Genomic DNA, 13,520 nt, shown 5'->3' on the forward strand with positions numbered 1-13,520 from the left:
GCAAACGCTACCGGAGAGTAACCCGAACACAGTGTGCCGACTGCGCCGCGATGGTGAAAGATGAGGGTCGCGCCATATTCATAAAGGAGATGGGTCGGGCCTAACAAGGCCGCGATCGCATGGAGAGGACGCCACACCGCGCGTCCCACCACAATGAGGAGCAACGTTGTCAGACCTGATCCAGGGACCCGCGTCTCAACCGGATTCCGCCACACCCGGCGCCGGAGCGGCCCAACCTTCCAACCCCAGTGCGACCCCGGGTTCCGACGCCCGCGTTCGCGTCATCCGTGAGGGTGTTGCGTCTTATCTGCCGGATATCGACCCGGACGAGACCACGGAGTGGTTGGAATCGTTCGACGGACTGTTGGACCGGTCCGGACCGACTCGTGCCCGGTATCTGATGTTGCGGATGCTCGAGCGGGCCGGGGAGAAGCACGTCGCGTTGCCGGCGTTGACGTCGACCGATTATGTGAACACCATCCCGACGGAGAACGAGCCGTGGTTCCCCGGGGACGAGGAGACCGAGCGCCGGTATCGGGCGTTCATCCGGTGGAACGCGGCGGTGATGGTGACCCGCGCGCAACGCCCCGGGGTCGGGGTCGGTGGTCACATCTCGACGTATGCGTCGTCGGCGGCCCTGTACGAGGTGGGGTTCAACCACTTCTTCCGCGGCAAGGACCATCCCGGGGGTGGGGATCAGATCTTCATCCAGGGCCACGCCTCGCCGGGCATCTACGCCCGCGCGTTTTTGGAGGGGCGGATCCCGGCGGAGCGGATGGACGGGTTCCGGCAGGAACACTCGCACGCCGATCAGGGCGGCGGGTTGCCGTCGTACCCGCACCCGCGGCTGCTGCCGGATTTCTGGGAGTTCCCGACCGTGTCGATGGGGTTGGGCCCGATGAACGCGATCTACCAGGCGAGGTTCAACCACTACCTGCACGACCGCGGCATCAAGGACACCGCCGATCAGCACGTGTGGGCGTTTCTGGGTGACGGGGAGATGGACGAACCCGAATCCCGCGGTCTGGCGCACGTGGCGGCCACCGAGGGCCTCGACAACCTGACCTTCGTGGTGAACTGCAACCTGCAGCGCCTCGACGGCCCGGTCCGCGGCAACGGCAAGATCATCCAGGAGTTGGAGTCGTTCTTCCGCGGCGCCGGCTGGAACGTGATCAAGGTGGTCTGGGGCCGCGAGTGGGACGCGCTGCTGCACGCGGACCGGGACGGCGCCCTGGTCAACCTGATGAACGTCACCCCGGACGGTGACTACCAAACGTACAAGGCCAACGACGGCGGGTACGTGCGCGAGCACTTCTTCGGCCGGGATCCGCGGACGAAGGAACTGGTCGCGAACCTGTCGGATCAGGACATCTGGAACCTCAAGCGCGGCGGCCACGATTACCGCAAGATCTACGCCGCGTACGCGGCGGCGATGGCGCACAAGGGGCAGCCGACGGTGATCCTGGCGCACACCATCAAGGGCTACACCCTGGGTAAGCACTTCGAGGGCCGCAACGCCACCCACCAGATGAAGAAGCTGACCCTCGACGATCTGAAGAATTTCCGGGACCTGCAGCGCATCCCGATCTCCGACGCCGAGTTGGAGAAGGACCCGAAGATGCCCCCGTACTACCACCCCGGCCCCGATGCCCCGGAGATCCAGTACATGCTCGACCGCCGCCGCGCGCTCGGTGGGTTCCTGCCGCAGCGCCGCACCAGCCCGGCGCCGTTGCCGATGCCGCCGGATTCGACCTACGACGTGGTCCGCAAGGGCTCCGGCAAGCAGCAGGTCGCGACCACCATGGCGTTGGTGCGGATCATGAAGGAGCTGTTGCGGGACAAGGAGATCGGCAAGCGGATCGTGCCGATCATCCCGGACGAGGCCCGCACCTTCGGGATGGACTCCTGGTTCCCCTCCTTGAAGATCTACAACCGCAACGGCCAGCTGTACACGGCGGTGGATGCGGACCTGATGCTCGCCTACAAGGAATCGGAGATCGGGCAGATCCTGCACGAGGGCATCAACGAGGCCGGCTCGACCGCCTCGTTCACCGCGGTCGGCACCTCCTATGCCACCCACGGTGAGCCGATGATCCCGCTGTACATCTTCTACTCGATGTTCGGGTTCCAGCGCACCGGCGACGGCCTGTGGGCGGCGGCGGATCAGATGGCCCGCGGATTCGTCCTCGGCGCCACCGCCGGCCGCACCACCCTCACCGGCGAAGGCCTCCAGCACGCCGACGGGCACTCGCTGCTGCTGGCCTCGACCAACCCGGCCGCCGTCGCCTACGACCCGGCGTTCTCCTACGAGATCGCGCACATCGTCAAGGACGGACTGCGCCGGATGTACGGCGGCACCGACGGGGTCGACGGGTTCGGTGGGGAGGACATCTTCTACTACATCACCCTCTACAACGAGCCCTACTCCCAGCCCGCCGAGCCCGCCGACCTCAACGTCGAGGGCCTGCTCAAGGGCATGTACCTGTTCAAGAAGTCGCAGGCTTCGGGCCCGAAGGCGCAGATCCTGGTCTCCGGTGTCACCATGCCCGAGGGGCTGCGTGCGCAGGAACTGCTCGCCGACGAGTGGGGTGTGGCCGCCGACGTGTGGTCGGTCACCTCCTGGGGTGAGCTGCGCCGCGACGGCATCGAATCGGAGCGCCAGGCCCTGCGCGACCCCGGCACCGACGCCCCGCTGCCGTATGTCACGCAGGCGTTGTCCGACGCCGCCGGCCCGTTCGTGGCGGCCTCGGACTGGATGCGCGCCGTCGCCGATCAGATCCGTCAGTGGGTGCCCGGCTCGTACACCACCCTCGGCACCGACGGGTTCGGCTTCTCCGACACCCGCCCCGCCGCCCGCCGGTACTTCAACGTCGACGCCGAATCCATCGTCGTCGCCGTCCTGTCCGCCCTCGCCGGCGAAGGCACCCTCGACCGCTCCAAGGCCGTCGAAGCCGCCAACCGGTACCGCATCGACGACGTCCGCGCCGCCGCCGTCTCGTACACGGACACCGGCAGCGCGTAACGCCGAGATCCTCCCCACCGCCGCCCGTGTGTCCGTCGGACTACACGGGCGGCGGTGGGCGTAGGTTCTTGACTATGGTCGAGCAGAGTCCGTTGGTCTCCCGCAGACGACAAACCCGGGATCCGTTGCCCGACGCGCTGTTGCGTCGCGTCAAACAGTTCTCCGGTCGCCTCTCGACCGAGGCCGTCACGACGATGCAGGATCAACTGCCGTTCTTCGACGACCTCGACGCCGCTCAACGCTCCAACGTGCAGTTGCTGGTTCAGACGGCGGTCGTGAACTTCCTCGAGTGGCTCAAGAACCCGGACAGCGACATCCGGTTCAGCCTGGACGCGTTCCAGGTCATTCCGCAGGATCTCGCGCGCAGGCTCACCCTCAGCCAGACGGTGGACATGGTCCGCGTGGCGATGGAGTTCTTCGAGCAGTGGCTGCCGGCGCTCGCCCGCAACGACCAGCAGCTGATCGCCCTCACCGAGGCCGTCCTCCGTTACGGCCGCGAACTGGGTTTCGCGGCCGCCTCGGTGTACGCGAGTGCCGCGGAGTCCCGCGGTGCGTGGGACACCCGGCTCGAGGCACTCGTGGTCGACGCCGTGGTCCGTGGTGACACGGGCTCGGACATGTTGTCGCGGGCGGCGACCCTCAACTGGGACGCCACCGCCCCCGCCACTGTCATCGTCGGCACTCCCCCCGAGGACGAACGGGTCTCCGTCGTCGGCACGGTCCACACCATCGCGCAGAAGCACGGACGCGCCGCCCTCGCCGTGGTGCAGGGTTCTCGGCTCGTGATGGTCGTCAGCGGCGAACTTCAGGAGGGGTCGGGGCACTCGAGTTTCATGACCGACCTGCTCGGCAAGTTCTCGGACGAGCCGGTGATCATCGGCCCGACCACGCCGACGCTGGGTGCGGCGCACTTCAGTGCCGTCGAGGCGCTCGCCGCGATGCAGGCGGTCGCCGGCTGGCGGGGCGCGCCTCGGCCCGTCCACGCCGCCGAATTGTTACCCGAGCGCGCACTGCTCGGGGACAACGCCGCGGTCACCGCTCTGAACGACCATCTGGTCGCGCCGCTGGCGGCCGCCGGAGGTGTTCTCACCGACACTTTGGACGCATATCTCGACTGTGGAGGTGCGGTTGAGACTTGTGCCCGGCAGCTGTTTGTTCATCCAAATACTGTGCGGTATCGACTCAAGAGAATCGCCGAAGTCACCGGTCGCGATCCGACGAATCCGCGGGATGCGTATGTACTCAGAGTGGCTGCCACAGTGGGTCGATTGACACATTCCCATAACGAACCCATATCACGTTTAACACCAGTCACACCCTTCCCATTCGGAGAAGCAGGGCTGTAACGAACGTCTGTCCAGATTCGATGCGAGGACCCCACGTGCAATTTTGTGGGAACCCAACAAATCCGCCGACAAAGGTTCATCCGCAACGACATCTCGCAGCACGCCGTTGACGGTGTTCTCTTGAAGAGTGATTTCGTTGCTCGCCCCGGGTCAGGGCTCTCAGACTCCCGGCATGCTCATCCCTTGGTTGGAGCTGCCGGGTTCTCATGACCGTGTCGCACTGTGGTCGAAGGCTGCCGGCCTCGACCTCGTCCGCCTCGGTACCACCGCGACAGCGGAGGAGATCACCGACACGTCGGTGACTCAGCCCCTCGTCGTGGCCGCCGCACTCCTCGCCTTCGAGGAACTCGACGCGCGTGGCCTGGTTCCCGCAGACACCATCGCGGCCGGGCACTCGGTCGGTGAACTCGCCGCAGCCGCGGTCGCCGGAGTCCTCTCCGCCGACGACGCCGTCGCCCTCGCCGCCGTCCGCGGCGCGGAGATGGCGAAGGCCTGCGCACTCGAACCGACCGGCATGTCCGCGGTCCTCGGGGGCGACGAGGCCGAGGTGCTCGCCCGCCTCGACGAACTGGGCCTCGAACCGGCCAACCGCAATGCGGCGGGCCAGATCGTCGCGGCAGGTCTGCTGTCGGCGCTCGAGGAACTCGCGGCCAACCCGCCGGAGAAGGCGCGGGTTCGCGCTCTTCCCGTCGCAGGCGCGTTCCACACCCGGTTCATGGCTCCCGCGCAGGAGGCCGTCACCGAGGCTGCGTCCAAGATCACACCGGGTGAACCCACCCGCACTCTGCTCTCCAACGCCGACGGCGCACCGGTCGCATCCGGAGCGGACGCACTGACTAAACTGGCCGCGCAGGTAACCCGACCTGTGCGTTGGGACCTGTGTACCGCAAGCCTGCGGACCGCTCAGGTCTCCGCGATCGCGGAACTTCCACCAGCCGGAACCCTCGTCGGTATCGCCAAGCGTGAAATGCGCGGCACGCCGACTCTGGCACTCAAGACCCCGGGGGATATCTCCGCGCTAGCCGAACTGACAGAACTCGGCTAGTTTGCTGCGCGCACCTCGGTGCGTGCAGGGCCCGCAGGCGCGGCCGATGGGGACGTGCCTGCACAACTCCAGATACATCTACACCGAATTAGAAGGGAGCCACTCAGTGGCCGCCACCCAGGAAGACATCATCGCCGGACTCGCGGAGATCATCGAGGAGGTCACCGGTATTGAGCCGTCCGAGGTGACCATCGAAAAGTCTTTCGTCGACGACCTCGACATCGACTCCCTCTCCATGGTTGAGATCGCCGTCCAGACCGAGGACAAGTACGGCGTGAAGATCCCCGACGAGGATCTCGCCGGACTGCGCACCGTCGGTGACGCCGTGTCCTACATCCAGAAGCTCGAAGCAGAAGGTGGCGCCGACGCGGAGGCCGTGAAGGCGAAGCTCGAAGCTGCCAAGAACGACGAGGAGTGAGCTCAGCCGTGACTTCCGCCTCGACCAACGGGAAGCAGTTCCCCAACATCGTCGTCACCAGCCTCGCGGCCACGACGTCGATCGCTGGTGACGTGGATGCCACGTGGAAGGGCCTGTTGGCCGGCGAGAGCGGCATCGACACCATCCGGGAAGCCTTCGTCACGGAGAACGACCTTCCGGTGACGATCGGCGGCAAGCTCAAGGTGTCGCCCGACGAGTCGCTGTCCCGGGTGGAGATCCGCCGGATGAGCTTCGTCGAGCGGCTGGCGCTCGTCCTGGGCCGTCAGGTCTGGGAGAACGCCGGCAGCCCGGAGGTCGACAAGGATCGCCTCGGCGTCGTGATCGGCACCGGACTGGGCGGCGGCGAAGCTCTGATCGACGCCGTCGAGAAGATGAAGGCCGGTGGGTACCGCAAGGTGTCGCCGTTCGCCGTCCAGATGGTGATGCCCAACGGTCCGTCGGCCACCGTCGGACTCGAGCTCGGGGCCCGCGCCGGAGTGATCACTCCCGTGTCGGCCTGTTCCTCGGGTTCCGAGGCCATCGCCCATGCGTACCGCATGCTGGTGATGGGCGACGCGGACATCATCGTCGCCGGTGGTGTGGAGGGTTACCTCGACGCCGTGCCGATCGCGAGTTTCGCGATGATGCGCGCGCTGAGCACCCGCAACGACGATCCGAAGGCGGCTTCGCGGCCGTTCGACAAGGATCGTGACGGCTTCGTGTTCGGTGAGGCCGGAGCGATGATGGTCCTCGAAACCGAGGAGCACGCCAAGGCTCGCGGTGCCACCATCCACGCCCGTCTGCTGGGCGCGGGAATCACCTCCGACGGGTTCCACATCGTCGCTCCCGATCCTTCGGGTTCGGGCGCTGCGCGGGCCATGACGAGGGCGATCGAGACGGCTGGATTGACGAAGACGGACATCCAGCACATCAACGCGCACGCCACGGCAACGCCGATCGGTGACACGGCAGAGGCGAACGCCATCAAGGCTGCCGTCGGCAACCATGCTGCGGTGTACGCACCGAAGTCCGCGTTGGGGCACTCGATCGGCGCCGTCGGTGCGCTCGAGGCGGTGCTCACGGTCCTGAGTCTGCGTGACGGAGTCATTCCGCCCACGCTGAATCTCGAGAATCAGGATCCAGAGATCGACCTGGATGTCGTCAAGGGCGAAGCCCGTTACGGCGAGATCGATTTCGCGATCAACAACTCGTTTGGTTTCGGTGGGCACAATGTCGCGCTCGCCTTCGGCCGGGCCTGACAGCCGGTCCTGCTAGCTCGCGGGTGGAGACCCCTTCTCTGAAGGGGTCTCCACCCATCGACAGCCCACCCGGGCCCGCCACAAGGAGGACGCGATGACAATCTTGGCACCCGCGACTAAGTCCGATGCGTCGATCGATCCGCGCGATCCCCTTGCGCGCCTGGAGAAGCTGTTCGACGCCGGGACGGTCGTCCCTCTGCATCCGCGTGACAAGTCCGGTGTTCTGGCCGCGTCCGGCAACATCGACGGTGTCCGCACCATCGCCTACTGCTCCGATGCCACCGTCATGGGCGGCGCCATGGGTGTCGAAGGCTGCAAGCACATCGTGACGGCGATCGACACCGCCCTCGAGGAAGACGCCCCGATCGTGGGTCTCTGGCACTCGGGTGGCGCGCGTCTCGCCGAGGGCGTCGAGGCCCTGCACGCCGTCGGACTGGTCTTCGAGGCCATGGTCCGCGCGTCCGGCCGCGTCCCACAGATTTCCGTCGTCCTCGGCTTCGCGGCCGGCGGTGCGGCGTACGGTCCCGCGCTGACCGACATCGTCATCATGGCGCCCGAGGCCCGCGTCTTCGTCACCGGACCGGACGTGGTCCGCAGTGTCACCGGTGAGCAGGTCGACATGGTGTCCCTCGGCGGTCCCGACACGCACACGAAGAAGTCGGGTGTCGCGCACATCGCCGCCCACGACGAGGGTGACGCCCTGCACCGGGCGCGCCGCCTGGTGTCGATGTTCTGCGAGCAGGGCGAGTTCGATCAGGCCGCGGCCGCGCACGGCGACACCGATCTCCGCGCGCTCATGCCCGAGTCGGCGAAACGCGCCTACGATGTCCGTCCGATCGTTCACGAACTTCTCGACAACGTCGAGGGCGAGTCGAGTTTCGAGGAACTGCAGGGCAATTACGCCCGCAGCATCGTCACCGGTCTCGGACGCCTCGGCGGCCGCACCGTCGGTGTCATCGCCAACAACCCGCTCCGCCTGGGTGGTTGCCTGAACTCGGAGAGCGCCGAGAAGTCGGCTCGTTTCGTCCGGTTGTGCAACGCATTCGGCATCCCGCTCGTCGTGGTCGTGGACGTACCCGGTTACCTCCCCGGTGTGAGCATGGAATGGGAAGGCGTCGTGCGTCGCGGCGCGAAGCTGCTCCACGCGTTCGCCGAAGCCACCGTTCCCCGCGTGACGGTCGTGACCCGCAAGATCTACGGCGGCGCCTACATCGCCATGAACTCCCGCGCGCTCGGCGCCACCGCCGTCTACGCGTGGCCCGATGCCGAGGTCGCCGTCATGGGCGCCAAGGCCGCCGTCGGCATCCTGCACAAGCGCGCCCTGGCCGCAGCGCCGGAAGACGAGCGTGAGGCCCTGCACGAGCGTCTGGCCGTCGAACACGAGAGCATCGCCGGTGGCGTCGACCGCGCCGTCGCGATCGGTGTGGTGGACGAGGAGATCGACCCCGCCAAGACGCGCAGTGTCGTCACCGCCGCCCTCGCCGCTGCTCCCTCCAGCCGCGGCGACCACAAGAACATCCCGCTGTGATCTGAGCTCTGGTCGAGAGAAGGCCCCCGCCGTTGTTGTGGCGGGGGCCTTTTCGCATACGTGAGCGGGGTGTCAGCCGACGTCGCGGCGCAACCAGGTGACCTCGGCGCCTTCTCCGCCGCTGCGGAACGGCTCGAGAGCCTCGTCCCAGGCGGTTCCGAGTGCGTAGTCCAGTTCCGCCGCGATGTCGCCGCCCGCTTGCATCAGTGCCCGCAGCCGCATCTCACCCACGACGACATCGCCGTTCGCGCTGGTGGACCCGTGCCACAGACCCATACCGGGCACGTGGCTGTACCGTTCGCCGTCCACGCCCTCACTGGCGTCCTCGGTGACCTCGAAGCGCAGCATCGGCCAGGCGCGGAGCGCGTTGACCAGCCGTGAGGCGGTGCCGACAGGCCCCACCCAGCTGGTGGTCGCGCGCAGAACGCCGTTGGAGGCCGGCTGCGAGGTCCATTTCAGGTTGGCTCGGCAGTCGAGGGTCGCGGTCAACGCCCATTCGATATGGGGGCACAACGCGGCGGGCGACGAGTGGATGTAGACAACACCAGCCGTCGCGTCCGCGAACTGATTCAATGCGCGCACTCGAGCCTCCTGCTTCGACGAGGGACGTCTTCCCCAACGGCCTCAGTCGGTGTGTGCAGCGGGCTCGGTTGATCAGTGTGCCTTGTGATGCCTGTGTTGCGCCAGTGATTCGAGCAATCGGTGTGTCATCGTCTTCTGCGTTCCGAGAGGATACCGTCGCTCAGCTCGGTCCACAGGGGCTTGGCCCAGTCGCCGAAATCCCGGTCCGTCAATGCGACGCACGCCAGTCCGGCGGCCGGATCGACCCACAGGAAGGTGCCGGACTGCCCGAAGTGGCCGAACGTCCGCGGCGAGTTGCCGGTGCCCGTCCAGTGCGGGCTCTTGCCCGAACGGATCTCGAATCCCAGACCCCAGTCGTTGGGCCGCTGTGAGCCGTATCCGGGCAGGATTCCGTCCAGCCCGGGAAACTGCACGGAGGTGGCGTCCGCGAACGTCTGAGGCGAAATGAGGGCCGGGCGGAACAGTTCCACTGCGAACCGGCCGAGATCGCCCGCCGACGCCTGCGCTCCGTGACCGGCGGGCCCGACGAGCGCGGACGCGCCCATCGACAGTGGAACGAAGACGGATTCCGCGACATAGTCGGCGAAATCGATCGACGTCTCGGCGGTGAGGAAGTCGGCGAGCACCTCGTAGCCGGCGCTCGAGTAGATCCGCTTGCGCTCCGGTGCCGTCTGCACACGGTTCGCATCGAACGCGAGACCCGACGCGTGCGCCAGCAGGTGACGCACGGTCGAGCCCTCCGGGCCTGCGGGCTGGTCGAGTTCGACGGCCCCCTCTTCGGTGGCCACCAGGACCGCGTACGCGCAGAGCAGCTTGGTCACCGATGCCAGGGGGAAGACGCGCTGCTGGTCGCCGTACTCGCCGATCACCCCTTCGTCGTACGACAGGACCACCGCCGCAGCGTTGTCCACGGGCCATCGGGCAATCTGATCGAGACTCTGCACCCGGTCAGCCTACGAGAGCGGCTCGCGGTCAGCAGCGGCGAGCCGTCACCAGTCGGCTTCGGTGTACCGGATGACGCCGCGAATGTTCTTGCCGTCGAGCATGTCCTGATACCCGTCGTTGACACCTTCGAGGGTGTAGGTGCGGGTGATCATGTCGTCGAGGTTCAGCTGCCCCGACTTGTACATGGCCAGCAGGTTCGGGATCTCGACCCGGGCGTTTCCGCCGCCGAAGATGGTGCCTTTCAGGTCCTTCTGCAGCATCGAGAAGAGGAACAGGTTCAGCTTGACGTCCATGTCGGTCATCGCGCCCATGGCCGTGACGACGCACGTGCCGAACTTGCTGGTGAGCAACAGGGCTTCCTCGACGTATTCGCCGTGCATCTCCCCGACCGTGATGATCGTCTTCTGCGCCATCAAACCGTTGGTGAGCGCGATGATCGGCTCGATTGCGGCGGCGGCACTCTCGAACGCGTGGGTGGCCCCGAACTTCAGTGCCTGTTCCCGCTTCCACGGCACCGGGTCGATGGCGAAGATCTGACGCGCCCCGGACGCCACCGCGCCCTGCAGTGCGCTCATGCCGACGCCGCCGACCCCCATGATGACGACGGATTCGCCCGGCTTCACCTCCGCCATCCGCGTCGCCGAACCCCATCCGGTGGGTACACCGCAGCCGACGAGGGCGGCGACGTCGAACGGAATGTCCTTGTCGATCTTCACGACCGACGTCTCGTGCACGACCATGTAGGGCGAGAACGTCCCGAGCAGACACATCGGGATGACGTTCTCGCCGCGCGCGTGGATGCGGAAGGTGCCGTCGCTGATCGCCAGCCCGCTCAGGAGTCCCATTCCGAGGTCACAGAGATTCTGGTGTCCCGCCGAGCACGCCGGACAGCGTCCGCAGGCGGGCACGAACGAGAGCACGACGTGGTCGCCGACTTCGAGGTCCTTCACCTCCGGCCCCAGCTTGGTGATGACGCCGGACCCTTCGTGGCCGCCCATCACCGGGAAGGACGCCATCGGCATCGAACCGGTGACGATGTGGTGGTCGGAGTGGCACATTCCGGCGGCTTCCATGCGAATCTGCACCTCGCCCGCAACCGGATCGCCGATCTCGATCTCCTCGACCGACCACGGCTCGTTCAGGCCCCACAGGATCGCACCCTTGGTCTTCATGTGTCTTCCAACCCTTCATTCATGTCTGCGCATCTGCTGATGTGACGATAGACACAAACGGACCGAATTGGAACACGTTCTACCGAATCGGGTCCGGGAATCCGAAACTGTTACCCCGACACGTCGTGGAGGTGATGGATCGGATCGTGGACGAAGTACTTGGCCAGCGACTCCACCGTGAACGATGCGCCGTCGCTCCGCCGCCCGGTCCGCACCCGGGATTCCGGCGCGACGGCCTCGAAGTCGTCCGCCACCGCAGCGCCTGCCGCGCGCAACTCGGCGTCGACGACGGCCGGATCCTGCTCGTTGTAGCGTTCGGCGACCGCGGTCTCGTCCTGATCCCAGTTCGGGAACAGTGGATCCGTCTCGTCGAGCACGAGCCGGAGCCGGACGTCGAAGATCCGGAACACGTCGCGAACGTGTGCGGCGTACTCGAGCGCCGACCACGTCTGCTCGTCCGGCCGGACCGTCACGTCGGGGCGGGCGAGGACCGGCGACCAGGCCTCCGCGTTCGCCCGGACGAGAGCCGGGATGTCCTCGTACCGTGTTGCCGCCGAGTCGAACCCGCAGTCGGGGCACGCCCGGTCGAGGACCCAGGTCCAGTTCTTCGTGTCGGGAGTGATCGCCATGGCGGTCATCGTAGAACGGCCACAGATCCCGCCGTGCGCATGCCGCCCACCGGTACGGTCGCGAGCATGCACGCCACCTTTCTCGGTGTTTCCACGATCCTGTTGTCCGACGGCGAGACGTCGCTGATGACGGACGGGTTCTTCTCCAGGCCGCCGCTCCTGCGCTCGGTCCTCCGGCCGCTGCGCCCCGACGGTGCCGCCGTCGACCGGGCCCTCACCCGAACTCGAACCGACCGCCTCGCCGCCGTCCTCGTCGCGCACTCGCACTACGACCACGCGATGGACTCCCCGCCGGTTGCGGAGCGCACCGGTGCGGAACTCGTCGGTTCGCCGTCGACGCGTCACATCGCCGAGGGCTACGGGTTCGCGATGGACCGGTTCCGGACGATCCAGGTGCGAACTCCCGTGAGGTACGGCGCATTCGAGGTGACGGCGCTGCCCGCCGAGCACAGCCCCCGGGCGAAGTTCCCGGGCACGATCGAACACGCGGTACACCCGCCGGCATCGATCGGCGAATACGCGCAGGGCGACTGCTTCTCGTTCCACTTCGCGCACCCCGACGGCCGCGTCCTCGTCCACGCCAGTGCGAACTTCGTTCCCGGCGCGCTCGACGGATACGACGCCGACACCGTCTATCTCGGCATCGGCACACTCGGCAAGCAGTCCGACCGGTTCCGCCGCGACTACTGGGACGCACTCGTGACCCGGACCGGCGCACGCCGCGTGATCCCGATCCACTGGGACAATTTCTGGAAATTGCTCGACCGGCCGCTGACGCCGCTCCCCCGCTTCGCCGACAACTTCCGGCGGTCCCTGCGGTTTCTCACCGAGAGGGGCCTGGCCGAGGGGGTCGACGTGCAACTCCCGGTTGCCTGGGAACGCGTCGATCCGCTGGCCTAGTCCGGGCTCCGCTCGCTCAGAGCTTGTAACCGATCGTCCGGAGCAACGCCTTGCGGTCGGCGACGTCGGCATCGGTCTCGACACCGGCGGGTGGGCGGCCGTCGATCACGCCGGCGATGCCCCGGCCGAGTTCCGTCTCGGCCACGATGATTTCGAGGGGGTTGGCGGTGGCGCAGAAGATGCCACACACCTCCGGCACCTGCTTCAGCGTGTTCAGGACGTTCACCGGGTAGCCGTCCTCCAGGAACACGAAGAACGAGTGTCCCGCGCCGACCGCGACGGCGTTACGGGTGGCCAACTCGACGAGACGGTCGTCGTTGCCGGAGCAACGCACGAGGCGAGGACCCGAGGCCTCGCAGAACGCGACACCGAACCGGAGATGCGGGCCCACTCCGACCAGGGCCTCGTGCACGTCCTCGACGGTCTTGATGAAGTGGGACTGTCCGACGATCACGTTCATGTCGTCGGGTTTGTCGATCGCCACGATCTGCAGCTCCACGATGGCCTCCTCGGATGCCTTTCAGTCTGCCCCGCTCCGGCACGGAGAACAACGACGGAGCGGGCGTTCGACTTGGGGGATCCGCGGAAAACGGTGGGGCGGGCGGGGCTCGAACCCGCGACCAATGGATTATGAGTCCACGGCTCTAACCGACTGAGCTACCGCCCCATCGCCG

General features: G+C 66.9%; 12 protein-coding genes and 1 tRNA gene. 7 read left to right on the plus strand and 6 right to left on the minus strand.

Annotated elements, in window-relative coordinates:
• Positions 1 to 166: 166 nt before the first annotated feature.
• The 6 genes from aceE to PSR88_RS06095 all read left to right on the plus strand — a co-directional run bounded on the left by aceE (position 167) and on the right by PSR88_RS06095 (position 8,618).
• Positions 167 to 3,022 carry a pyruvate dehydrogenase (acetyl-transferring), homodimeric type gene (gene aceE, locus PSR88_RS06070; protein ID WP_342338063.1) on the plus strand — a complete coding sequence of 952 codons (2,856 nt, stop codon included), beginning with the start codon at positions 167 to 169 and terminating at the stop codon, positions 3,020 to 3,022.
• Positions 3,023 to 3,096: 74 nt separating this feature from the next.
• A complete protein-coding gene (locus tag PSR88_RS06075; RefSeq protein ID WP_005261202.1) occupies positions 3,097 to 4,368 on the plus strand; it encodes a PucR family transcriptional regulator in 1,272 nt (423 codons plus the stop codon).
• 127 nt (positions 4,369 to 4,495) lie between these two features.
• Positions 4,496 to 5,413 (plus strand): ACP S-malonyltransferase, encoded by a 918-nt coding sequence (locus PSR88_RS06080; protein ID WP_005247836.1) that lies wholly within the window; start codon positions 4,496 to 4,498, stop codon positions 5,411 to 5,413.
• A gap of 106 nt (positions 5,414 to 5,519) precedes the next feature.
• The gene (gene acpM, locus PSR88_RS06085) at positions 5,520 to 5,831 is read left to right on the plus strand and encodes a meromycolate extension acyl carrier protein AcpM (RefSeq protein WP_005247839.1); all 312 of its coding nucleotides are present in this window, start codon (positions 5,520 to 5,522) and stop codon (positions 5,829 to 5,831) included.
• Positions 5,832 to 5,839: 8 nt separating this feature from the next.
• Positions 5,840 to 7,090 carry a KasA/KasB family beta-ketoacyl-ACP synthase gene (locus PSR88_RS06090; protein WP_005247840.1) on the plus strand — a complete coding sequence of 417 codons (1,251 nt, stop codon included), beginning with the start codon at positions 5,840 to 5,842 and terminating at the stop codon, positions 7,088 to 7,090.
• 94 nt (positions 7,091 to 7,184) lie between these two features.
• Entirely contained in the window at positions 7,185 to 8,618 is a 1,434-nt protein-coding gene (locus PSR88_RS06095; protein ID WP_009473915.1) for an acyl-CoA carboxylase subunit beta, read from the plus strand.
• Between the two features lie 72 nt (positions 8,619 to 8,690).
• On the opposite strand, the gene PSR88_RS06100 is transcribed toward PSR88_RS06095, so the two are convergent.
• The 4 genes from PSR88_RS06100 to PSR88_RS06115 form a co-directional block, all read right to left on the minus strand.
• On the minus strand, positions 8,691 to 9,200 hold the full coding sequence (locus PSR88_RS06100; protein ID WP_005247843.1) for a DUF3145 domain-containing protein: 510 nt from the start codon (positions 9,198 to 9,200) through the stop codon (positions 8,691 to 8,693).
• 125 nt (positions 9,201 to 9,325) lie between these two features.
• Complete coding sequence (locus tag PSR88_RS06105) at positions 9,326 to 10,144, minus strand: serine hydrolase domain-containing protein (RefSeq protein ID WP_016879997.1); 819 nt, start codon at positions 10,142 to 10,144, stop codon at positions 9,326 to 9,328.
• Positions 10,145 to 10,189: 45 nt separating this feature from the next.
• Positions 10,190 to 11,317 (minus strand): NDMA-dependent alcohol dehydrogenase, encoded by a 1,128-nt coding sequence (locus PSR88_RS06110; protein WP_005247847.1) that lies wholly within the window; start codon positions 11,315 to 11,317, stop codon positions 10,190 to 10,192.
• A gap of 110 nt (positions 11,318 to 11,427) precedes the next feature.
• Complete coding sequence (locus PSR88_RS06115; protein ID WP_016879996.1) at positions 11,428 to 11,946, minus strand: DinB family protein; 519 nt, start codon at positions 11,944 to 11,946, stop codon at positions 11,428 to 11,430.
• A 66-nt stretch (positions 11,947 to 12,012) separates the two neighbouring features.
• On the opposite strand from PSR88_RS06115, the gene PSR88_RS06120 reads away from it, so the two are divergent.
• Positions 12,013 to 12,846 carry an MBL fold metallo-hydrolase gene (locus PSR88_RS06120; protein ID WP_237723744.1) on the plus strand — a complete coding sequence of 278 codons (834 nt, stop codon included), beginning with the start codon at positions 12,013 to 12,015 and terminating at the stop codon, positions 12,844 to 12,846.
• A 16-nt stretch (positions 12,847 to 12,862) separates the two neighbouring features.
• Here PSR88_RS06120 and PSR88_RS06125 read toward each other — a convergent pair whose 3' ends face one another.
• Positions 12,863 to 13,345, minus strand: a complete 483-nt coding sequence (locus tag PSR88_RS06125; RefSeq protein WP_009473920.1) for an adenosine-specific kinase — start codon at positions 13,343 to 13,345, stop codon at positions 12,863 to 12,865.
• 94 nt (positions 13,346 to 13,439) lie between these two features.
• Positions 13,440 to 13,513, minus strand: a tRNA-Ile gene (locus PSR88_RS06130).
• Between the last annotated feature and the right edge of the window lie 7 nt (positions 13,514 to 13,520).

Source organism: Rhodococcus sp. DK176, from assembly GCF_038447315.2.
Taxonomy (GTDB): Bacteria; Actinomycetota; Actinomycetes; order Mycobacteriales; family Mycobacteriaceae; genus Rhodococcus_F; species Rhodococcus_F jostii_A.

Coding starts and splice junctions, on each gene's coding strand:
- PSR88_RS06075 (WP_005261202.1), top strand. CDS start 3,097: ATGGTCGAGCAGAGTCCGTTGGTCTCCCGCAGACGACAAACCCGGGAT.
- PSR88_RS06095 (WP_009473915.1), top strand. CDS start 7,185: ATGACAATCTTGGCACCCGCGACTAAGTCCGATGCGTCGATCGATCCG.
- PSR88_RS06110 (WP_005247847.1), bottom strand. CDS start 11,317: ATGAAGACCAAGGGTGCGATCCTGTGGGGCCTGAACGAGCCGTGGTCG.
- PSR88_RS06115 (WP_016879996.1), bottom strand. CDS start 11,946: ATGGCGATCACTCCCGACACGAAGAACTGGACCTGGGTCCTCGACCGG.
- PSR88_RS06120 (WP_237723744.1), top strand. CDS start 12,013: ATGCACGCCACCTTTCTCGGTGTTTCCACGATCCTGTTGTCCGACGGC.